Here is a 23,051-nt window from a genome sequence, read left to right on the forward strand (position 1 = left end):
AAACAAATAGCCGAGCCTTTCATTGAAAGCGTTGCCGGCGAAATTGAATTTGCCTGCTTCAATTTGCAGGACTACCTGCAGCCGCTGCGCAATGACGACAAGGCAGATGATGCCCGCCTCATCGTTCTTTTCAAGCTGTTGTCGCCCGAACACCTTTTGAAACTGCCTTTTGCCAACGATAGCAACAGCCTGGACAAGCGCTTTTATGCCGAGCTGTTGCACATCATTGGGCTAACCGAAGTGAAGGAGGGCAGCAAGAGGCTGATACAACGAAACCAAGCCGGAGAGCGCCATGCCGGCTCCTTGCTTGAAGAGACCATTGTGCAGCTCGACGCCCTGGACAAAATCAGCCGCCTCGACAAGCCCGCCCAATATGGCAGCACCTACGAAGAGCGCCTTTTCAATGTAGCCATGGAGCTCATCATCACTTGGATTAACCGCATACTCTTCCTCAAATTGCTGGAAGCACAGCTGATTGCCTTCCACAAAGGCGATAGGGCGTATGCCTTCCTCGACGCCGGCAAAATCAAAAGCTACGACGACCTGAATACCTTGTTTTTTCAGGTGCTGGCACGCCCACACAACCAACGAAACGACGACATAGCCAAGGTTTTCGGGCGGGTGCCCTACCTCAATTCCTCGCTTTTCGAGCCTACCGAAATAGAACAGCAAACCATCTTTATCAGCAATCTGAGAGACGACAAGAGCATGCCCGTGTTTGAACAAACGGTACTCAAAGACCGGCATGGCAAAAGGCGGAAAGGCGACATGCCCACCTTGCAGTATCTTTTTGCTTTCCTTGATGCCTACGATTTCAGCAGTGAGGGCTCCGAAGAGATTCAGGAAGAAAACAAAACACTCATCAACGCTTCGGTGCTGGGCTTGATTTTCGAGAAAATCAACGGTTACAAAGACGGCTCTTTCTTTACGCCCGGTTTCATCACCATGTATATGTGCCGCGAGACCATCCGCCGGGCGGTGGTGCAGAAATTCAACGAAATGAAGGGATGGAACTGCAAAAGCCTCGACGAGCTTTACGATAAGATTGAAGACCGCCGCGAAGCCAACGAGATAGTAAACAGCCTCAAGATATGCGACCCGGCAGTAGGCTCCGGGCACTTTTTGGTGTCGGCACTCAACGAAATCATTGCCATCAAAAACGACCTGAAAATATTGCAGGACCGCAACGGCAGGCGTCTGAAAGAGTATCAGGTGGAAGTGGTGAACGACGAACTGGTAATTACCGGCGAAGAGGGCGAGCTGTTTGAATACAACCCCCACAACCCCGAAAGCCGGCGCGTGCAGGAAGCTCTTTTCCACGAAAAACAGACCATCATTGAAAACTGCCTCTTTGGCGTGGACATCAACCCCAACTCGGTGAAGATTTGCCGCTTGCGTCTGTGGATTGAGCTGCTCAAAAACGCTTACTACAAAAACGAAATAGAGCTGGAAACCCTGCCCAACATAGACATCAACATCAAATGCGGCAATTCGCTCGTGAGCCGCTTTGCCATAGATGCCGACCTGAGGCAAGCCCTGAAAAAAAGCAAGTGGAGCATCGAGAGCTACAGGCAGGCGGTGAGCAGCTACCGCAACGCCTCAAACAAAGAGGAGAAGCGCCAGATGGAGCGCCTCATTGCTGACATTAAAGCCGATTTCAGGAGTGAGATTTCTTTGAACGACCCCAAAATGAAAAAGCTGCGCCGGCTGCAGGGCGAGTTGCAGCAGCTGACCAACCAGCAGCAAATTTTTGAAATGAGCAAGAAAGAAAAAGCCGCATGGAACAAAAAAGTGCAGCGGCTGACCAAGGAAATACAAAAGCTGGAAGCAGAGATTGAGGAAATCAAGGAAAACAAGATTTTTGAAAATGCCTTTGAATGGCGTTTTGAATTCCCCGAAGTGCTCAACGACGAGGGCGACTTCGTGGGCTTCGACGTGGTCATGGGCAACCCGCCCTATATTCAACTGCAAAAAATGAAAGAGGTGTCCGAACAGTTGAAACGGTTGGGCTACCAAACCTACGACAAAACCGGCGACATCTACACCCTTTTTTATGAAAAAGGCGTGGAGATACTCAAACCCGGCGGCTATTTGGCTTATATCACTTCGAACAAGTGGATGCGTGCCGGCTATGGCAAATCGTTGCGCAACTTTTTCCTGCAGCACACCCAGCCCGAGCTGCTGATTGACCTGGGCAGCGGCATTTTCGAAGAAGCCACCGTGGATTCCAACATCTTGATTCTGCGCAAGAGCCCTTTCCGGGCACCTTTCAAAGCCCTGGACCTCAGCAAAGAGAAGAACGTGCGAAACATCGAGGCTTTTGGCGACCGCTATGTGCACCTCTGCCCGCAGATGAATGAAAGCTGGACCATTGCCTCAGAAGCCGAACAGCGCATCAAAGCCAAGATAGAAGCCAAAGGCAAGCCCCTCAAAGAATGGGATGTGAAAATTTATCGTGGGATATTGACCGGTCTCAACGAAGCCTTTATCATCAGCACCGAAAAACGCAACGAAATACTTGCCAACTGCCGGGACGAAGAAGAAAGAAAACGCACCGAAGCCATCATCAAACCCATCCTGCGCGGCCGAGACATCAAACGCTACTACTACGACTGGGCAGGGCTGTGGGTGATAGGCACCTTTCCTGCCTTGCATTTAAACATTGATGATTATCCTGCTTTGAAAAAATATTTTCTGGACCATTTTGATATAAGGCAACTGGATCAATCAGGAAAAAAGTATCCCGAATTGGGCTTTAATGCCCGGAAAAAAACCACCAACAAATGGTTTGAAACACAAGATACCATTGCCTACTACCAAGAGTTTGAGAAGGAGAAGATTTATTCGAGAAGCACTTGAAGGACATCCATCATTTTACTTTTGCCAAATGAATGAGTTTGGTAATGGCACACTGCTTTCTTATGACAGGAGAAATCTAAATTATATCTTGGTTGTATTAAATTCAGCCTTAAATATTATGTAAACAAACCTGTAACAACTCGGTGCAGTTTGGATAGTATGCTTATGTACAGTACTTTTGAAAAATTACATTGCCTCCACTCACTCCAACAATCAGACACATTGTAGCACAAATCGAGCAATTGGTGGACAAAATCCTTGCCGCCAAAAAACAAGACAAAAACGCCGACACCACCCAATGGGAGCGGGAAATAGACGAAATGGTATATGAACTTTACGGCTTAACGGAAGAAGAAATAAAAGTGGTGGAGGCATCGTAGCGCGCCTTTGAAGCAGGCACCATGCACAGCCTGCTATCTCTCACCCCACGCTTCTTGTCATCTCGAACGAGCGCAGCGAGTGAGAGATCTCACCAACCCAAGCCACAAGAAGCAAAAAGAGATTTCTCGCATGCGCTCGAAATGACAAGAGGGGTGCTCGAAATGACAAGAGGGGTGCTCAAAGGTTTTGCTCTACCCTTTCTTTTTCTTCAGCTCTTCTATTTGGGCTTTTAGTTCGGCAATTTCTTCGTCTTTGACTTTGATTGCCTGGCGTGCCAGTTTGTCGTCTTGGCGTAACTGATGAATTACCCGCCGCAATTCGTCGCGCTGTCTTTCCAGTTCGGCCATCTTTACACGTAAAGTTTGCATTTCTTGCTGCGCTTCTTGCAATTGGTTTTTTAGCTGCTTTTCCCTTTTATAGACACTTTCAAGGCGTGACTCATATTCATTTCGCAATCTTTCTATCACCTCTCTTTGTTCTTGCTCCCGTTTGGCGAGCGCTTCTTGAGTAGCAGCCAGCTCTTCGAGGTTTTGGCGCATCTCTTCTTCTTGTGCCCGCATTTGTTGGGCAGTTTCTTGTGCTTCTTGTAGCAGTTTGCGGGTTTGTTCGGCGATTTGCACAGAAGCGATGGACATGGCTACGGTTTCAGCTACCTCTTCGACGAAGGCGATTTCATGAGGTTGAAATTCGCGAAATGAAGCCAGCTCCAGCACACCAAACACGGCTTGTTCTGTTTTTAATGGTACTGCCAGCAACATTTTAGGTTTACTTTCGCCTAAACCGGAACTTATTTGCAAGTAGCCTTCCGGCAGGTTGCGCAAAATGATTTTGTCTTTTTCATATACGACTTGTCCGATTACGCCCTCTTCCAGTTCGAACTGAACTTCATCGAAACGGCGGCGGTCATAAGCATAGCAGGCTGCCATGCGAATATAGCGCCTTCCGGTTTTTTCTTCTTCTACCACATAGAAAGCCCCATGCACAATGTCTAAGTAGCGTATGAGTTCATAAATCACACGATAGCCAAACTCGTCGATTTCTTTGAACTCGGTGCGCGATAGTTCATTAAAAATAGCGATGCCACGGTTGTGCCATTCTCTTAACTTGGCTTCTTCGTCGATACGTTTGAGGTTATCGCGCATTTCAAGCAATGCTTTTCCCAGCAGGTCTTTATCGCTGCGTGCTTCGAATGCTACATCGAAACGGTAATGCCCTATTTCGTCTGCAAAGTGCGCTGCATTGCGCAGGCTGTTGCTTAGGGCATTGATGCTTTGGGCCAATTTGCCTACCTCGTCTTCTTGTCTTATGTGCAGGTGAATATTGACATCGCCTGCTGCCAATCGCTCGGCGGCGGCTGCAATACGGCGTATGGGGGTAATGAGTGACTGCTTGAATTGAATGTAGGTAACAACGAAGAGGCCTACGTAAATGAGGAAGGCAATGATTAGGTTTTGTGTGGCACGGCTCTTGGCATCATAGTAAGCGGCCGCTAAAATGTCGCCCAGTTCGGAGGTTTGCTTTAGCAGATTAAAGCTGTTGTCGCGTATGTACACGATGGCTGCCTGCCTGTCGCGATTGGGCACTTTTCGTACCGTGTATTCCACAATGCCAAACTCGTTATAGCTGCTGTCTATAGCAGGCACGGTGGGCTCTTGCGTAATAAGAATATCGAGCTGTTTCTTATAGTTGTTCCATAATACTTCTACCTCCATCAGCTTGTTTTGTGCTTCGCCACGCACGGGCGGCAGTTGCAGGCGTTTTTGTGTGATATACACCTCGCCGCCTTCTTTGAGGATGTCGAGCCGGTTTTGAAAAGCAATGGCTTCCTGTTCTATTTTTTTTGTGAGTTGCATTTCGCCGGCAGCAACCTTTTCTGCCCAAGAGGCCATCTGTTGTACGCTCAACTCATTGCGCCGGGCTACTTCGCTCCAAGCATGATGGCGGGCAAGATAGTTGGTCAGGTAAAAAACCAGTAAGTAACTTGCCAGGGTGAGGACTACCAAGGCAATGAGCAACAGAGTGGCTTTCGCTTGAATTGAGTTGAATTTGACGGACGGCAAAATGCTTCTCTGTATATAGCTCTGTGTAGGTTGTTGCTTCATGGCATGTGGCGATTTCATTGCAGCTCTATAAGCAAGTTAATCATTTTGTTGAAATTTTAAAGCCGCTCTATACGAAATGAGCGGGCGGCCTTTTGTGCAGGGATATACGACAAAACAATGGTGAGTAATATCATGCAAAGACCTACGGTGCACACATCTTGCCAAGCCAAGCGCACAGGATACGCTTCGACGATGCTGCTGACAACGCCCATTTTAATCAAACCGTAGCGCTCCTGAAGCCATACAATAAAACTGCCGAGCAGAATGCCGCTTAAAGCACCGCTAAGCCCAATCATGGCGCCTTGCAACAAGAAAACATGCCGGATGAAACGCTCCGGGGCGCCCATGCTGCATAAAATGCTTATGTCTTTTGATTTTTCTATGACCACCATGGATAGTGTGTAAAATATATTAAGGGCAGCAATCAATAAAATAACGCCCAATGCCAAGCCGGCAAAGAGCTTCTCCGTACGGATGGCACGCAGGATATCGGCTTGTTGCTCTTCCCGGTCAAGTACCAAAAAAGCATCGCCCAATCGCTTTTTTAGTTGAGTTTTCAGAGCAGCGACTTTTCCCTGCTTGGCTTTGATTTCGAGTGCCGAGCGCTCTTGCTCGTATTGCATGAGGGCTTGCGCAAACGGAAGTGGTACCAATATGTAGCGGGCATCTTGCTCAAACTCTACTTCAAAAATGCCGCCTACTTGAATCAGTCCCTTTTGGAGGTCCCGTTCGCTTAGGGTGATTTTTCCCTTTCGGTTCGGATACCATATTTCCAAGGGGTTGATGTCGCCCCATGCATAACTCAAGGTGCGATAAACACCGTAGCCTATGATGGCAAAGTAGTAATCGTCTTCTTGCAGCACAAAGCGCCCTGCTACCATGTGCTTGGGATATTCGCTTACTTCACCGTAATTGTGGCTTACGCCTTTGATACGTGCTACCATTTGTTTTTCATGGTAGCGCACCACGGCTTCATCTTCAATCACTTCGCTGAAAGTATCGATGCCGTCTGTTTGCTTGATTTTTTGCCTGAGGCTGTCGTTTAGTAAAAAGGTTTTTCCTTGGGCGGGCAACACTTTTAAATCAGGATTGAATTTGCTAAACTGTTGGCGTAGCAAGTCTTCCAGTCCGTTGAATACAGACAGCACCAGCAGCATGGCCATTGTGCTGACGCCTACGCCCAGCCAGGCGAGGGTAGTCATGCGGTTGATGAACTTTTGGCGCTTGCGCGAACGGAAATAGCGCCGGGCAATAAGCCAGGTAGTAGCATTTACTTTCATTCGGACTCCATCATTTGTTTTAGCTCGTTGAGTTTCATGAGGGCTTCGAGGGGGGTAAGTGTGTTCAGGTCAAGACCGCCCAGGAACTGTTTTATTTTTTCCCATTGCGGGTCATGGGCTTGGAATATCTGCAGTTGCATGGCAGGGCTTGCGGCTGTCAGCCGTTTGGACTTCTTCCGGTCATGCATCTTTTCTTCTTCAAGCAGGCTAAGTACCTCTTCTGCCCGCCGTACGATGCCCGAAGGCATGCCCGCCATCTTGGCAACATGAATACCAAAGCTGTGCTCGCTGCCGCCTTCCTGCAGCTTTCGCAAGAATATGACCTTGTCTTTGAGTTCTTTGACGGCTACATTGAAGTTTTTGACGCGCGGCAAATGCTCTGCCAATTGATTCAACTCGTGGTAGTGTGTGGCAAAAAGGGTTTTGGGACGATAAAGCGGGTGGTTATGCAAGTACTCAACGATGCTCCATGCTATAGAGATGCCGTCATAAGTGCTGGTTCCCCGTCCGATTTCATCCATCAGTATAAGCGAGCGGTCACTCAGGTTATTCATGATGGAAGCCGTTTCGGTCATTTCCACCATAAAGGTGGATTCGCCCTTCGCCAGGTTGTCCGAAGCGCCCACACGGGTAAATACCTTATCTACTACGCCAATGCGGGCTTGGCTTGCCGGCACGAAGCTCCCCATTTGCGCCATCAGTACAATCAAAGCTGTTTGGCGCAAGAGGGCAGACTTACCTGCCATATTGGGTCCGGTGATGATAAGAATTTGTTGAGTATCGCGGTCAAGGTAAAGGTCGTTGGGCACATAGTGCTCGTCTATGGGCAACGAGCGTTCGATGACCGGGTGCCGCCCTTCCCGGATGTCGATGGTGTGCCCGTCGTTTATTTCGGGGCAGTGGTATCCGTACAATTGAGCAATGTAAGCAAAGTTGGCAAGCACGTCGAGGTGAGCAAGCGCCTGGGCGGTTTGTTGTATGCGTCCGATGTAGGGCAAGGCTTGCTCTACGAGTTGCCGGTAGAGCTGTGCTTCCAGTTCGATGCTTTGTTCTTCGGCACGCAGTATTTTGTCTTCATATATTTTGAGTTCTTCGGTAATGTAGCGTTCTGCGTTGGCGAGTGTTTGCTTGCGAATCCAGTCGTTGGGCACTTTGCTTTTGTGGGCATTGGTTACTTCCAAGTAATAACCAAATACTTTATTGAAGCCTATTTTGAGCGAAGGAATTTGCGTGCGAATGATTTCGCGTTCCAGGATTTTATCGAGATACTCCTTGCCGTTGTTCATCAGGTTGCGCAGCTCGTCAAGTTCAGCATGGACGCCTTCGGCAATGATGCCGCCCTGTGTGCTGCTGATGGGCGGGTTTTCTATCAGGCTTTTCAATATAAGACCGGCAAGCTCGCGGCAGTCGTCCATTTGTTGCCAGAGGCTGTGCAGCTGATGAAAAGACTGCTCGTGGTCTTCGGACAGAATTTCTGCCAGCTCATCTTTGATAGGCTGTATTTGACACAGTGCCTTTGCCATGGCGCGCAGTTCGCGGGGGTTGATGCGTCCGGTAGCCAGTTTTGATACCAGGCGTTCCAAGTCACCGATGGGTTTCATATGGGCACGTAAAGATTCCAACAGACTGCGATCGGCATGCAGGGCTTTGACCGTCAGCAGGCGTGCCCGGATGGCGTCGGGCGATTTCAAAGGAAGCACTACCCACTTGCGCAGCAGGCGCCCCCCCATGGGGGTTACTGTTTCATCGAGTACGTCAATCAGCGCTACGCCGTTTTCGTGCTGCGGGCGTAAAAGCTCAAGGTTTCGAATGGTAAAGCGGTCAAGCCATACGTATTGCTCTGCTTCGATGCGTGCCAGATGGCGTATGTGGGCAATGTGGTGGTGTTCTGTGATGCTTAGGTAGTGAAGAATGGCACCGGCAGCCGTAACCCCCAGCGGCAAGTGTTCAACCCCAAAACCTTTGAGGGTCGCTACTTCAAAATGACGACAAAGGGCATCTTCGGCAAAGTCAAGAGTGAACACCCAGTCATCGAGGTATTCCACATTCCACTCACTGCCAAAGAGCAGCGGAAATTCTTTTTTGATAGGTTGAGGAAAAAGGATTTCGGCAGGGGCAAAGCTCTGTAATAACTTTTCCACATAGGCAAGGCTGCCTTGCCCGCTCATAAACTCACCTGTGGAAATATCGAGGAAAGCCACGCCAAACTGTTCGCCTTCTTTACAAATGGCGCAGAGGTAGTTGTTTTTCTTGGTTTCCAGCACTTGGTCGTTGAGCGAGAGCCCGGGAGTAACCAATTCTGTAACCCCCCGTTTGACAATGCCCTTTGCCTGCTTGGGGTCTTCGAGTTGGTCACAGACAGCCACCCGCTTGCCTGCTTTGATAAGCTTGGGCAGGTAGTTGTCGAGTGCGTGGTGCGGGAAACCGGCCAGTTCTACTTCCGAAGCAGCCCCATTGGAACGTTTGGTAAGCGTGATGCCCAATATACGGCTGGCTTGAATGGCATCTTCGCCAAAAGTTTCATAAAAATCACCCACACGAAACAGCAGGATAGTATTCGGATATTTCTTTTTGATTGCATAATATTGCCGCATCAAGGGCGTTTCTTTGGTCTTGCTTTTTGCCATAACGCTTTTGCTGATTCCTTCGCTCATTTGATACACTACCAACAAAGTTACGTCTTTTTACACTTTCAATCCCGAAGAGAATGATACGCAAGCTGCAGCTCGAAGAACTCGGAAGAGTAGATGTAGATACTTTTAAAAATCAGCCGAAGCACCCGGTGGTGTTGGTGCTCGACAACTTGCGCAGTGCCCACAATGTAGGGGCTGCTTTCCGCACCGGCGATGCTTTTGCCGTAGAGGCGCTATATCTTTGTGGCATTACGCCGCAACCACCCCATAAAGAAATCCATAAGGCAGCCCTGGGGGCTACCGAGTCGGTAGAGTGGCACTACTTTGAGCAGACAGCCGAGGCGATCAAGCTACTTAAAGAACAGGGCTATCGCATGGTGGGGGTAGAACAAACCGACAGCCCCACTTATTTGCAGGACTTTCGCCCTGCCGCAGAAGAAAAATACGCTTTTGTGTTCGGCAATGAAGTGTATGGCTTGTCGGAAGAAGTGCTGCCCTTGCTGGATATGGCGCTTGAAATTCCGCAATTTGGCACCAAACATTCGCTGAATGTGTCGGTAACGCTGGGCATTGTTTGCTGGCATTATTGGCAGCATGCTTTTGCTTCAAAAACGCCTTAAATCTCGAAGATAGGCATAGCCGCCAAGCAAATGCACCTGGCGTATGATATGTTGCTGCCGGCGGTAGAGCCAGGCGGAAGGGCGCCCCGGGTTCCAGCGTATGGGATTGGGCAGACCGGCAATGAGCAGCGCCGATTCATATAAGTTAAGCTTTCGTGCCGGCTTGTGAAAATAACGTCGTGCGGCTGCTTCTACCCCGAAGCACCGGGGACCCGTTTCCGCTACGTTTAAATACACTTCCAATATACGCTGCTTGCCCCATATTAATTCAATGGCATAGGTAAAGTACACTTCCAACGCTTTGCGAAAATACCCCCCACCTTGCCATAAAAATACGTTTTTAGCCACCTGTTGGCTGATGCTGCTGCCGCCACGCAAAGGCAAGCCCCTCTTTTTTCGCCATTGGTTTTCGCGATAAGCTTGGCGTACAGCTTCCCGGTCAATGCCCCAATGAGAAGGAAAGCGCTGGTCTTCAGAGGCTACGGCGGCTATTTTAACATATGGCGACATGTCTTCATAAGACACCCATTGATAATCGATGGAGCATCCCCGGCAGCTTATCTTGCGCTGAAGCATGGTGAGCGTATAGGGCACCGGCAGCCATTTGAGTATGAAAATGTAAAAATGAACCAATAAAAGTACATATATCGCAAAGCTTCGCAACTTCTTATATAACCGGTGACGCCCCTGCTTATCCTCTACGGCAGGCGCCGGAATAACCGGAATGCTTAATATATCATTTGGAAAAGTGTTTTGTGTTTCCATAGATTCTATGGTTTTGCTTTTCAGTGACTTGCGAAGATAAACACACTTTATCGATTAAAAAGTGCATTCTGTTGTGAAATCTTATACAAAGGTGGGTATTTTTGATACTATGAAAACTTTTGCGGTTTTGAAAGTTTTCATAGTTTTGTGCGTACCGTTTGAAACCAATGGCTTATTACATGGAAGAAGCAAAGGAAAGAGTGATACAAAAGGCCGATGAGCTATTTCGCATGTATGGCTTACGCAGCGTGACAATGGACGATTTGGCCAGGTCCTTGGCTATGTCGAAACGAACACTTTACCAGCTGTTTAAAGACAAACGGGCATTGGTGAAAGAAGCCATCAGCTGCAAGATGGAGGAAGACCATTGTGTGGTAGAAGAGGCACGCAAAAAGGCTCAGAATGCCATAGAAGAGATTGTTTTGATATTCCAACATTTTCGTACGGTCATTGCCACCTTAAAGCCTACTTTTTTGTATGAACTGGAGCGCTACTTTCCGGAGGCGTGGCAATCCTTTCATCAGTATAAAAATGAGGTGATTCGCGAACAGGTGGAAAGAAACCTGAAGCGCGGCATGGCAGAGGGGATTTATCGCTCTGACTTACGCCCCGATATATTGGCAGCCATGCGGGTAGAGCAAGTATTTATTGTCTTCAACCCGCAGGTGTTTCCGCCCGAAAAATTTCACTTCGTAGAGGTGCAGGAAGAACTGCTCAAACATTTTATCTACGGCGTGTTGTCCGAAAAAGGCTTACAACTTGTCAAACAATATGAAGAAGAAGGAAAACTATGGTTAAACAAATGAAAAAATACCTCTTTGTGGCACTGCTTTCTTGTGCATCTTGGGTAAGTTATGCACAAGAAGAGCGCAACCCGGAGCAGGCTGCCACCATGAGCTTGCAGGAGTGCATAGAGTACGCCTGGGAGCAAAATGCCGCTATGCGCAAAGCGCAGTACGACGTGCAGAAAGCAACCGCGCAGGTGCGTGAAACCGTGGGGGTGGGCTTACCTCAAATCAATGGGCAGGCCCAGTTTATCGACAACATCAACGTGCAGCGCTCTTTTGTTCCTGCTGAGTTTTTTGGAGGGGAGCCCGGCACTTTTGTGCCCGTTACTTTCCAGCCGAAGTACAACAGCAATGCTTCCATTACGGCCACCCAATTGATTTTCAACGGCTCTTACTTCGTGGGCTTGCAGGCATCGCGTGCTTACAAGGAGTTTTCCGTGCGTCAATTGGCAGTCAAGAAAGTAGAAGTGGCACAACAAGTTTCCAAAGCTTATTTAAATGTGCTGATCAATGAAGAGCGCTTGGGCTTGTTGCAAGCCAACTTGCAGCGCCTCGACTCGCTGCTTATCCAAACCAAAGCACTGAACGAAGCAGGTTTTGCAGAGGAGATAGATGTATTCCGGGTGGAAGTAGCACGCAACAACCTGCGTGCCGAATATGAAAAGGTGAGCCGCCTGGTGAATTTGAGCTATGTGCTTTTGAAATTCCAAATGGGCATGCCCTTAGAGCAAGACCTGAAATTATCACAAACGCTTGCCGATTTTCAGTTGAGCGTAGTGACCCAAGAAATGCTGCAAGCGGAAGCAGCGGTAGAGAACCGGCCGGAGTACAAGCTCACCGAGCAGGCCATTCAATTGCAAGAGCTGAACAAGAAAAACGTGCTTTCCGGCTACCTGCCTACGCTTAGCGCCTTTGCTACCATAGGTGCCAACTTCGCCGGACAGAATCTGGATGGATATACCGACTTCGAAAACCGTTGGTTTGAGTATTCGCTCGTTGGGCTGCGCTTGGATGTGCCTATCTTCGACGGCTTGCAGAAAAAATACAAAACGCAGCAAAACAAAATAGAAATTGCCAAGTTGGAAGAAGACAAACGCCAGCTGACCCAAGCCATTCAAATGGAGGTCATGCAGGCACAAATCAACTTCCAAAATGCCATCAGCTCATTGGAGGCACAAAAGCGCAACCTTGAACTTGCCAAAGAAGTGGCTCGCATTGCAGCCATCAAGTATCAGGAAGGCGTGGGTTCCAACTTGGAAGTGATCGATGCAGAAACAGCCTTCAAGGAAGCAGAAACAAACTACTACAATGCCTTGTATGAGGCATGGAGTGCCAAAATAGACTTAGACAAAGCCTTAGGTACATTGGTTCAAGAATAAAACACAAGACTCATCCTTTAAAAACGCATATCGATATGAAACGAATTTTGATAGCCATAAGCATCCTTGCTTTTGCAGTGGCCTGTGGTGCCAAAAAAGACGACTTGGCTGCCAAACGGGAGCAACTTATTCAGAAAAAGAAAGAGCTGGCAAAGCTGGAGGCAGAAGTAAAAGCCTTGGAAAAAGAAATTGCTGCGCTGGACCCGGCTTTTAAAGAGGAGCTCGAAGACCGCACCTTGATAACCACTTTGCCGGTGGTGCGCACCACCTTTGCCCACTACATAGAAGCACGCGGCAGCGTAGAGGCTGAAAAAAATGTGCTGATTACACCGCAAACCGTGGGCAAAATCGTGAAGATATATGTAAAAGAAGGGCAGGTGGTGAAGCGCGGACAGGTGATTGCCCGCCAAGATGTGGATGTTATTTTGAAGAACATAGAGCAAGTAAAGTCTCAATTAGAACTGGCCACCACGCTTTTTGAAAAACAAAAGCGCTTGTGGGAGCAAAAAATAGGCACCGAAGTGCAGTACCTGCAAGCAAAAACCAATAAAGAGGCGCTGGAACGCCAATTGGCAGCTTTGCAGGCGCAAGCTGATTTGGCGGTTATCCGTGCACCTTTTAGCGGCATCGTAGATGAGGTTTTTGCCAAAGAAGGCGAGGTGGCCGCGCAAGCAACCCCCATTGCACGCTTGGTAAGCCTCAATGAAATTAAAGTGGTGGCAGACTTGTCCGAAGCTTATTTGAACCAAGTAAAGACCGGCGACGAAGTGGTGGTAGAGCTACCCACTTTGCAAGAAACACAAAAAGCACGCATCACTTACATAGGACAAGTGATAGACCCCACCAACCGCACTTTCCGGGTAGAAGTAGCCTTGCGCAATCCTAATGGAAAAATCAAGCCTGAAATGGTGGCTATAGTCAAGCTCAAAGACAGCGAAGTGCCCGACGCCGTGGTTGTGCCCGTGAGCCTTGTGCAGGAAGATGCCAACGGAAAGTTCGTGTACATTGTAGATACCACCACACAGACCGTGCAGCGCCGCAATATTGAAATAGGCAGTGTGTACGATGGCAAAGCACAGGTATTGAAAGGCTTGGAAGGCAACGAAGTGCTGGTGAATGAAGGATTCCGTTTTGTGTCGGAAGGTAAAAAAGTGAAAATCGCCAAATCTTAACGACCATGAGCGCCAACAAACAAAATATAAACGAGCAAAAGCCGGATATCAAAAAAGAGTTCGGCTTAACCAACCTTGCGGTGGGCAATGTGACCAGCGTGGTGATTCTCACCGTCTTGATTGTGCTTTTTGGGGCAATGTCGTATGTACAAATGCCCAAAGAGACTTTCCCGGAGATTGTGATACCTACTATTTATGTAGGTACGCCTTACCCCGGCAACTCGCCCATCGATATGGAAAACCTGGTTACACGCCCCATTGAAAAAGAAATCAAATCTATTTCCGGGGTGAAGGACATAAAGTCCACTTCCATTCAGGACTACTCAACCATTATCGTGGAGTTCAACCCCGATGTGGAAGTGGAAAAGGCATTGCAGGATGTAAAAGACGCAGTGGACAGAGCCGAGTTGCCCAACGACTTGCCCTCCGACCCGAATGTGTTTGACATTAACCTTTCGGAAATCCCCATCATGTTCATCAACATATCGGGCAACTATGATGTGGAAACCCTGAAAGAGTATGCCGAGTACTTGCAAGACGAAATTGAAAAGCTGCCCGAAATATCGGAAGCTCCCATACGGGGTGTACTTGAGCGCGAAGTGAAAATAGAAGTGGACCCCTTCAAAATGGAAGCCCGTCAGGTGTCTTTCATGGACATTGAAAACGCCATTAAACAAGAAAACATCACCCTTTCGGGTGGTAATATCAAAGAAGGCGACTTCCGTAGAACCATCCGCATCGATGGCGAATTCAAAAACCGCGAGCAAATAGAAAATATTGTGGTGAAGCAGGAGCGGGGCGAAGTGGTTTACCTGAAAGATATTGCCGACGTGTATGTGGAAAACAGCTATAAAGAACGTGAAAGCTATGCCCGCTCGTCAGGTCTGCCGGTGGTAACTATTAACGTGGTGAAGCGAAGCGGCGAAAACCTGATTGATGCCGCCGACCAAATCAAGCAGATCATTGAAGTTGCCAAGCAGAAAAAATTCCCCGAAGACTTGCAGGTAACCATTACCAACGACCAATCGAAGCGTACGCGCTCGCAGCTGGCAAACCTTGAAAACAGCATCATTTCCGGGGTGATTTTGGTGGTGCTTGTGCTGCTCTTCTTCTTGGGCTTGCGTAATGCCTTGTTTGTGGGCATTGCCATTCCTTTGTCCATGTTCATGTCGTTCATGATACTGGATGCGGCCGGCGTGACTCTGAACCTGATGGTGCTCTTCTCGCTCATCTTGGCATTGGGTATGCTCGTGGACAACGGCATCGTGATTATTGAAAACATCTACCGGCAGTTGGAAGAAGGCAAGCCCATTTTGCAAGCAGTAAAAGAAGGTGTTGGTGAAGTGGCTGTGCCTATCATTGCTTCCACGGCTACTACCGTAGTGGCTTTCGTGCCTTTGGCATTTTGGAGTGGCATCATCGGGGAGTTCATGAAGTACCTGCCCATCACTTTGATTATCACCTTGTCTTCATCTCTTTTTGTTGCTTTGGTTATCAACCCCGCTTTTGCCGTGCTGTTCATGCGCAAAGACGACGCCGACGGCAAAGCGTCGCGCAGCCCGAAAACCATTAAAGTGGGCATAGCTCTTACGCTGATTGGGCTTGCATTCTTTGGATTGAAGTTTGCCGGTGCGCTAAGCACTTTCACCCTTCCCAACATCTTCGTAACTGCCGGTTTGCTTACCCTGATTTATCAATATGCGCTTATTCCGGCGACACACTGGTTCCAGGACACCCTGTTGCCCGGCATCGAAGCGGGTTACTCGCGTTTTATACGCTTTGCCCTTCGTGGACGGAACCCCTATTACTTCCTCGGAGCCACCTTCTTACTGTTGATTTTCTCTATTATGCTGCTGGGTATCAGCGCGCCCAAAGTGAACTTCTTCCCTGTGAATGAGCCGGAGTACATCAACGTATTTATAGAAAAGCCGATTGGTACCGACATCGAAGCAACCAATCGTCAGGTAGAGCAGATAGAAAAAGACTTGATGGAGTTGCTCAAGCCCTACGATTTCATGATTGAGTCGTTTATTGCACAGGTAGGAGCAGGTACCGGCGAAGATGGCTTCAGTAGTCAAGGGGGAAATACACCACATAAAGGCAAAATCACCATTAGCTTCGTGGACTATGAGTTGCGCAAGGGCGTATCTACTGCCAAGCTGATGGAGGACGTGCGCCGCGCATTGAACAAATACCCGGGCGTGGTTATTACGGTAGAGAAAAACCGCAGCGGACCACCTGTTGGTAAGCCCATCAACATAGAGGTGGCAGGCGAGGACTACGATAAACTCATTGCCATCTCTCAACAAGTGATTAACCGCATTGAGGCGGCGGGCATTCCGGGCATTGAAGAGCTGAAAACAGACCTTGAAACCGGCAAACCGGAATTGGTAGTGGAAATAGACCGCGAGAAAGCACGCCGTTTCGGAGTATCGACTTATTCTATTGCCAATGAGATACGTACGGCACTGTTTGGCAAAGAGGTGTCGAAGTTTAAAGAAGGCGAAGACGAATATCCCATTTATGTGCGCCTGAAGGAAGAGTACCGCCATGACCTCGATGCGCTGCTCAACAAAAACATTACTTTCCGCAACAATCGCGGGCAAATACAGCAAGTGCCCATTTCGGCAGTGGCCAAGGTGCGTTATTCTTCGACTTATGGCTCGGTGAAGCGCAAAGACCTCGACCGTGTCATTAGTATCTATTCCAACGTGAAAGAGGGATACAACGCCAACGAGATAGTGCAGCAAATCAAAAACGAGTTGAAAGACCTGGAGTTGCCTGAGGGCTACTCTGTGAAGTTCACCGGTGAGCAAGAAGAACAACAAAAATCCATGCAGTTCTTGATGAAGGCGTTGCTTATTGCGGTGTTTGCCATCTTCTTGATTATTGTTACGCAGTTCAACTCTATTTCGGCGCCTTTCATCATCATGACCTCGGTGCTGTTTAGTACCATTGGGGTGTTCTTGGGCTTGGTGGCTTTCCAAATGGACTTTGTCGTAATTATGACCGGCATTGGTATCATTTCTTTGGCCGGTGTGGTGGTGAATAATGCCATTGTGTTGATCGACTACACCAATTTGACCCGCAAGCGCCGCAAAGCAGAACTGGGATTGGCAGATGAAGAATTCCTTTCACGCAAGGATTTGGTGGAAGTAGTAGCCAAAGCAGGGCAAACCCGTCTGCGCCCGGTATTGCTGACAGCCATCACTACCGTTCTGGGCTTGATTCCATTGGCTATTGGGTTGAACATCGATTTCTTTGGTTTGTTTGCCCGCTTCGAGCCCAATATTTACTACGGTGGCGACAACGCGCTTTTCTGGGGACCTATGGCTTGGACGGTCATTTTTGGGCTTACTTTCGCCACTTTCTTGACCCTGGTGATTGTGCCGGTGATGTATATGATTGCCGACCGTCTGAAGGCCGGCTTGCGCAAGCGTAAGGTGCAAGCTACAACGGAAGCGAAAGAAGAAGCAATCTCTGTATAACTACATACCTCCTCCTTTTTAAAGGTATAAGAAAAAAGGCGCAAGCATTGCTTGTGCCTTTTTTGCTGTTTAGAAAAACAAAAGGTGTTTTTTTATATCTCCGATAATAGCTTTTGCTTTAAATACTCAAACTCTTCGAAGTTGATGCTCCCTTTTTCATACATGCTTTCCAGCTCTTTCAGTTGCTTGGCAACCAATAAACTTTGTTGTTTGCGTGGAAGCCTCCTCTGCTTTAAACCACCTTTCATCCGGTTTGAAAGAAAGGCGTGGGTATTATACCGGGCATCAAATACATCATCATCCATGAGCAGGAAAGCAATGGTATCGATGATAGAGCCTATGCCAAGCAGTCCGCAAGTCAGCAGGTAAAGAATCCCCAAGCCCGGTTGGTTTAAATAAAACCGGTGTATTCCGAAGTTACCAAACAAGAAAGCAAGTACGGCTGTCAGCAGGCGTTTTTTCATTCTTTTGAACTCAATAGTTTGCTTATTAGTGTGGCAGCATCAATAAAAGTTAGCACTTCTTTTCGCTCTACTTTAAAGAAACACGCAACAGCTTGGCGGTGTTTCCATAAATAGCCGACACCTCAACGTACTCACCGGCTGAAAGTGCACAAGCGTTTTGCACCTTCTCTATACTATTGACCACAAACTCGCCTTTATGGTTGAGCAGGTAGGCAAGAGCTACACCGGGCTCTATCACCAGGAAGTAGTCGCGGTTGCGGTGCCGGAATGCTTGTATTTTCATGTCGTCAGTGGCAGAGAAGTGCTGCTCCCATAGTAAATCGCCTTTGGGCGAATAAAGGCTTAACTCATTTAAGTGTTGTTTTACAATCCAAAAGCCCGATGGGTGATGCACGATTCTAAAGAAACTGCCTTCCTTGCGGGGTAGCTGCAGTTTACTTACGATTTTGCCTTTGGTATTCAAAACATGAAGCAACCCTTTTTCGCCAATGATGTAGATGAGTCCGCGCCGGGCATCTACATAATAATCCGTAGGACGTTCAGACAAAGCTACAGGAAAGCCCGCATAAGGCTCACCCCGACGGTTTAACAACAGGCATCCGTTTTCCCGTAGCAAGACTATAAAATAGTCCTTACTTTCATGGCGGAAATGGTGCGTGGGTTGTACCATATGTCCTTCGATGCGCTTGGGGTTCCAGCCTGCCAACAGTTTCCCTTCTTTGTTAAGCAACAAAATTTCGTCGCGGGTATTGTTGATTACCCAGCGATAGTTATGTGAGCCGTCGTAGTCTGCCACACTCAGGTGGCGCAGTTGAGATTGCAGGGGCAAAGGAAGGGGATAGTTTTTGACAGGCCGCCCCAGGCGGTCAAACAAAGCGAGGTGCTGCTCGCATCCAATGAGGTATTGATATTTGTTGTTGTTGTAATAGTCCACCTCTATGGCAGGAGTAACCGGGTTCCCGGGCAGGTTTCTTTTCCAGCGCAGTTTACCCTCTCTCGACAGCAAAGCTATTTCTTGAAGGTCGTTCAGCAGCAAAATATCCGGATGGGGGCTTGTGTGGTTTTTTACTCTTTGCACGCCGGTTAAAATACCATCGCCTATTTCCACTGCCCACAGCTGCTCGACTTTTCCGGTGGAAGTTTCGGCAGAAGCGTTGGAGTCTAAAGACATGACAGCTTCTTCCTGCCCCAGCTGAATAAATATTTTGCTTTCGGCGGGGGTCATGTTCAGCTCCAATCCGCGCAGAGCCGGTAAGGGCAGTTGCTGCATCAGCGCTTCGCTGTACTCGTCAGGAAGCTGAATAAAGCAAATATCCTGCTCGGTGGGAATGGAGCGCAGATATTGCATGGTAGATACATTCTTACCCCAGGTGCGCTCCTGCCGGTAGTAATGAATGGCTTCCTCGAGCAGGTCGGCACTGGGCGATACAAGCAAGGAACGCCCTTCATCCAGCAAAGCCCCCCAATAAATGCTCAAATCCGGAAATTGACGGGGCAGATGGGCTTGTAAGGCAGCACGCATGCTGTCGCGAATGGCAAAAACCACATCATGTAAAAATGCTTCGTGCTTGAGGCGACGACAGTGCTCTTCAAGCGCCCCCTGGCTCTGCACACTCAAGAAAGCTATAGACCGGCTCTTTTGCAAGCTGTCGGTGTAAAAACACATTTCACCACCTACCCATGGAAGCGGTGGGGCATCCGGTATGGCAGCCGGGTTGCCATAGCCCGGCACAATACTTACTTTGTAAATACTTGTAAGGAAGTCGGGAATCAAATGCACCTGACGAAAGCCGCCGGGTGATACATGTCGCCAACGGTTGAGATCATGTACGGCATAGCCGGGCGTCAAAAAGTTACCGCTAAGCCACCAACCACTGTTTGCGGGTGTCAGCTGTGCATAAATGAGTGTGTTGGCAGCGGGCGCATCGTGAAACAAATGTTCGATGCCTCTTTGAAAGCGATCGATAAGATGAAAGCGGAAAAAGACGCTAATTGCTTTAGTGTGGTTTTCGGGATGAAAAATGCGCTGTAAACGTTCCGGTTGTCCCCAGTAGTTATGGCGGAGGGTATATTCCAGGTAGTCGGCGGTGAAGCTGACAAGCAGGTAATTCTTTTCCAAGCAAAAACTAATATACCGCTTGCTTTGGCGCTCTTCGAGCCGCAAGATGCGGCGTCCTTCCAGTTGATAATCTTCACTGATGAAGTCGCGGGCAAACAAGGATTCTATGTTGGACAAAATACTGCTGCGCTCTTTGTCACGCAGGGGAATGCACAGCACGCCCTTTGTCTGTTGAGGGTTTTGAAAATCAGCGCTAAGCCAGGCGGTGCGTTTGGGGTCGCTTTGCAGCAAAAGGCGCAGCAAGCGCCATGCACTTTCGGGTGTCTGCCGGTTGATGATATAACGCGCATAGGGGCTTTGCTCCAAGTAATTGAGCAGGAGTGCCGTCGTAGGGAAATAAAAAAGCATTTCCTCTTGATGCGGGATGCTTTTTTCGGTAGAATACTGATAACGTTGAGGATAAACCCACAAGAAGTAATAGCTGAGAAACAAAGCAAAAAACAGAAATATCAGTATGGTAATTTTACGCCAATTCATCTTTGGTAGTAAGTTATGTTACAAGCCTTTCAAAGATAATTTAAAATATCGTACACTATATACCCTATCAATTCGTGAATAAAAACGCCCCATAGGGCTATGCTTTGCTCATTGGGGGCTATCCACAGCAGCCAGTGTGTTTGTTTTGGGGTGGAATAGAAGTCCACGGGGAAGGGGTCAGCCTCGATGCCTGCCTGACGGAAACAGCCCAGTGCCCGGCGCATGTGAAAAGCAGAAGTGATAAGCAGATAGCGCCCTTGCGGGAAGTGGTCGCGCAAAAGAACTGCCGTATAACGGGCATTTTCAACCGTATTGAGAGCGTAGGGTTCCACAATGATGTCTTTTGCTGGGACGCCTGCCAGCAATAAAACTTGTTTTAACTGCTCTGCCTCGGGCGTTACCGTGCTGTCGTAATTACCCCCGCTAATCAGTATTTTCTTTATGATGCCTTTGCGGTACAACAGAAGAGCATGCAACAGGCGGTCAGCGCCTCTTTGCATATATACCCGGTCTGCAGGCTGTTGGTGGGTTTGTACAATGCCGGACAGCACAATGCCTACATCGTAAGAGGGCAGCTCATGCAAGGGACGTGGCGGCAATTCCCACCGGCGCATCAGTTGGTTGATAACAAAAGGGTTCGTAAAAAGCAGTAGCAAGCATAGCAACAAAATGCTCAGACGCTTCTTCACGATGGGGCGCCGCACCCATAGCACAGCAGCCGCCAATAGAAGCAGCCATACGGCAGGCATGGCCAGGTAATAGAGCGTTTTCGATAGAACAAAAAACATCGATTTGCAGTTTGAGCATATCACTCCCCTAAAATAAAAAAACGGGCGGCAAATGCCACCCGTTCTACTTTATGAAAGAGGCTTCTGTTTCAGATTACATCATGTCCATGCCGGCGCCGGGCATAGCAGGCGCATCTTTCTTAGGTTCAGGCAGCTCGGCTACCACAGCTTCGGTGGTCAGCAACAACGAAGCGATAGAAGCAGCGTTTTCGAGTGCCAGGCGGGTTACTTTGGTGGGGTCGATGATACCCGCAGCAATCATGTTTTCGAACTTGTCTTCGCGTGCGTTGTAGCCGAAGTCGCCTTTGCCTTCCATTACGCGCTGTACTACCACAGAGCTTTCGGCACCGGCGTTAGAAGCAATGGTGCGCAGCGGAGCTTCCAGCGCAGTGCGGATGATGTTCACACCCAATTGCTGATCTTCGTTTTCTACTTTTAGACCTTCGAGGGCTTCAATAGCACGCACCAAAGCTACACCACCACCGGGCACGATACCTTCTTCTACGGCAGCGCGGGTAGCATGCAGAGCGTCATCCACACGGTCTTTCTTCTCTTTCATCTCTACTTCGGTAGCAGCACCTACGTAGAGGATAGCTACACCACCGGACAACTTAGCCAGACGCTCTTGCAGTTTTTCGCGGTCGTAGTCAGAAGTGGTGGTTTCGATTTGAGCTTTGATTTGGTTGATGCGGGCTTTGATGTCCTCAGACTTGCCGGCACCGTTTACGATGGTTGTATTGTCTTTGTCGATGGTTACTTTTTCAGCTTGACCTAAGTACTCGATGGTAGCATTTTCGAGTTTGTAGCCGCGTTCTTCCGAAATCACGGTACCGCCGGTCAAGATAGCGATGTCTTCGAGCATAGCTTTACGACGGTCACCGAAGCCGGGCGCTTTCACAGCAGCTACACGCAAGGTGCCACGCAGCTTGTTCACTACCAAAGTAGCCAAAGCTTCACCTTCCACATCCTCAGCGATGATCAACAGCGGACGGCCGCTTTGAGCTACTTGCTCGAGTACAGGAAGCATGTCTTTGAGCGAAGAAATCTTCTTGTCGGTAATCAAGATGTAAGGACGCTCAAGCTCAGCTTCCATCTTGTCGGGGTTGGTCACGAAGTAAGGCGACAGGTAGCCACGGTCAAACTGCATACCTTCTACTACCTTCACCTCGGTTTCGGTGCCCTTGGCTTCTTCTACGGTGATTACACCATCTTTGCCCACTTTTTCCATAGCGTCGGCAATCATCTTACCGATTTCGCTATCGTTGTTGGCAGAGATGGTAGCTACTTGAGCGATTTCGTTTGAGTTGTCAACGGTTTTAGATTGTTTTTTGAGGTGCTCAACAACAGCTTCTACAGCTTTGTCGATACCACGTTTCAGGTCCATGGGGTTGGCACCTGCTGCCACGTATTTCAAGCCGGCGTTGAAGATGGCTTGGGTCAATACGGTAGCAGTGGTGGTACCGTCACCGGCGTTGTCGGCAGTTTTTGAAGCTACTTCTTTTACCAGTTGTGCACCCATGTTTTCGATGGGGTCTTTCAACTCGATTTCTTTAGCTACCGACACACCGTCTTTGGTGATGGCAGGAGCACCGAATTTTTTATCCAGGATAACGTTGCGTCCTTTGGGACCCAAGGTTACTTTTACGGCGTTTGCCAATGCATCAACGCCTTTTTTCAGCTTTTCGCGAGCATCTACATCAAAAAGAATATTCTTAGCCATAGTTCTTTTCCGTTTT

The 23,051-nt window shown here is 48.6% G+C and carries 15 protein-coding genes (1 of these 15 running past the window's edge); 7 read left to right on the forward strand and 8 right to left on the reverse strand.

Going from position 1 to position 23,051, the window contains the following annotated elements; translation table 11 throughout:
- Nucleotides 1-2,859 carry the 3' portion of an Eco57I restriction-modification methylase domain-containing protein gene (locus QVE43_RS08820; protein WP_288006191.1) on the forward strand. Its footprint begins 543 nt before the window's first position, so 2,859 of the gene's 3,402 nt are visible here — the last part of the coding sequence; its start codon lies beyond the left edge, outside the window; its stop codon occupies nt 2,857-2,859.
- A 245-nt stretch (nt 2,860-3,104) separates the two neighbouring features.
- Nucleotides 3,105-3,239: a hypothetical protein gene (locus QVE43_RS08825; RefSeq protein ID WP_288006194.1), complete on the forward strand. Its 135-nt coding sequence runs from the start codon at nt 3,105-3,107 to the stop codon at nt 3,237-3,239.
- A 192-nt stretch (nt 3,240-3,431) separates the two neighbouring features.
- On the opposite strand, the gene QVE43_RS08830 is transcribed toward QVE43_RS08825, so the two are convergent.
- The 3 genes from QVE43_RS08830 to mutS are packed head-to-tail and all read right to left on the reverse strand — an operon-like array spanning nt 3,432 to nt 9,249.
- On the reverse strand, nt 3,432-5,342 hold the full coding sequence (locus QVE43_RS08830) for a GAF domain-containing protein (RefSeq protein WP_288006197.1): 1,911 nt from the start codon (nt 5,340-5,342) through the stop codon (nt 3,432-3,434).
- Nucleotides 5,343-5,398: 56 nt separating this feature from the next.
- Nucleotides 5,399-6,622, reverse strand: coding sequence for an FtsX-like permease family protein (locus tag QVE43_RS08835; RefSeq protein WP_288006200.1), 1,224 nt, complete (start codon nt 6,620-6,622; stop codon nt 5,399-5,401).
- Nucleotides 6,619-9,249: a DNA mismatch repair protein MutS gene (gene mutS, locus QVE43_RS08840; RefSeq protein ID WP_288006201.1), complete on the reverse strand. Its 2,631-nt coding sequence runs from the start codon at nt 9,247-9,249 to the stop codon at nt 6,619-6,621. The genes QVE43_RS08835 and mutS overlap by 4 nt, the downstream gene beginning before the upstream one ends.
- 80 nt (nt 9,250-9,329) lie before the next feature.
- Here mutS and QVE43_RS08845 point away from each other — a divergent pair, with 80 nt between their 5' ends.
- Nucleotides 9,330-9,875: an RNA methyltransferase gene (locus QVE43_RS08845; RefSeq protein WP_308445313.1), complete on the forward strand. Its 546-nt coding sequence runs from the start codon at nt 9,330-9,332 to the stop codon at nt 9,873-9,875.
- Here the strand turns inward: QVE43_RS08845 and mtgA are convergent.
- A complete protein-coding gene (gene mtgA / locus QVE43_RS08850; RefSeq protein ID WP_288006204.1) occupies nt 9,861-10,640 on the reverse strand; it encodes a monofunctional biosynthetic peptidoglycan transglycosylase in 780 nt (259 codons plus the stop codon). The genes QVE43_RS08845 and mtgA overlap by 15 nt on opposite strands.
- A 179-nt stretch (nt 10,641-10,819) precedes the next feature.
- Here mtgA and QVE43_RS08855 point away from each other — a divergent pair, with 179 nt between their 5' ends.
- Genes QVE43_RS08855 through QVE43_RS08870 form a run of 4 tightly spaced genes read left to right on the forward strand, consistent with a single transcriptional unit; the run spans nt 10,820 to nt 17,467 of the window.
- Nucleotides 10,820-11,446: a TetR/AcrR family transcriptional regulator gene (locus QVE43_RS08855; RefSeq protein ID WP_288006206.1), complete on the forward strand. Its 627-nt coding sequence runs from the start codon at nt 10,820-10,822 to the stop codon at nt 11,444-11,446.
- The gene (locus QVE43_RS08860; protein ID WP_288006208.1) at nt 11,443-12,807 is read left to right on the forward strand and encodes a TolC family protein; all 1,365 of its coding nucleotides are present in this window, start codon (nt 11,443-11,445) and stop codon (nt 12,805-12,807) included. Before QVE43_RS08855 ends, QVE43_RS08860 begins: the two co-directional genes overlap by 4 nt.
- Before the next feature lie 35 nt (nt 12,808-12,842).
- Nucleotides 12,843-13,979, forward strand: a complete 1,137-nt coding sequence (locus QVE43_RS08865; protein ID WP_038031183.1) for an efflux RND transporter periplasmic adaptor subunit — start codon at nt 12,843-12,845, stop codon at nt 13,977-13,979.
- Nucleotides 13,980-13,984: 5 nt separating this feature from the next.
- Entirely contained in the window at nt 13,985-17,467 is a 3,483-nt protein-coding gene (locus QVE43_RS08870; protein WP_288006211.1) for an efflux RND transporter permease subunit, read from the forward strand.
- 92 nt (nt 17,468-17,559) lie between these two features.
- On the opposite strand, the gene QVE43_RS08875 is transcribed toward QVE43_RS08870, so the two are convergent.
- The 4 genes from QVE43_RS08875 to groL form a co-directional block, all read right to left on the reverse strand.
- Nucleotides 17,560-17,931 (reverse strand): TM2 domain-containing protein, encoded by a 372-nt coding sequence (locus QVE43_RS08875; RefSeq protein ID WP_038031187.1) that lies wholly within the window; start codon nt 17,929-17,931, stop codon nt 17,560-17,562.
- A 67-nt stretch (nt 17,932-17,998) separates the two neighbouring features.
- A complete protein-coding gene (locus QVE43_RS08880) occupies nt 17,999-20,527 on the reverse strand; it encodes a hypothetical protein (protein WP_288006214.1) in 2,529 nt (842 codons plus the stop codon).
- A gap of 29 nt (nt 20,528-20,556) precedes the next feature.
- Nucleotides 20,557-21,315, reverse strand: coding sequence for a YdcF family protein (locus tag QVE43_RS08885; protein WP_288006216.1), 759 nt, complete (start codon nt 21,313-21,315; stop codon nt 20,557-20,559).
- Nucleotides 21,316-21,409: 94 nt separating this feature from the next.
- Complete coding sequence (groL, locus tag QVE43_RS08890; protein ID WP_288006218.1) at nt 21,410-23,035, reverse strand: chaperonin GroEL; 1,626 nt, start codon at nt 23,033-23,035, stop codon at nt 21,410-21,412.
- Between the last annotated feature and the right edge of the window lie 16 nt (nt 23,036-23,051).

The sequence above is a fragment of the Thermonema sp. genome, from assembly GCF_026003375.1.
Taxonomy (GTDB): Bacteria; Bacteroidota; Bacteroidia; order Cytophagales; family Thermonemataceae; genus Thermonema; species Thermonema rossianum.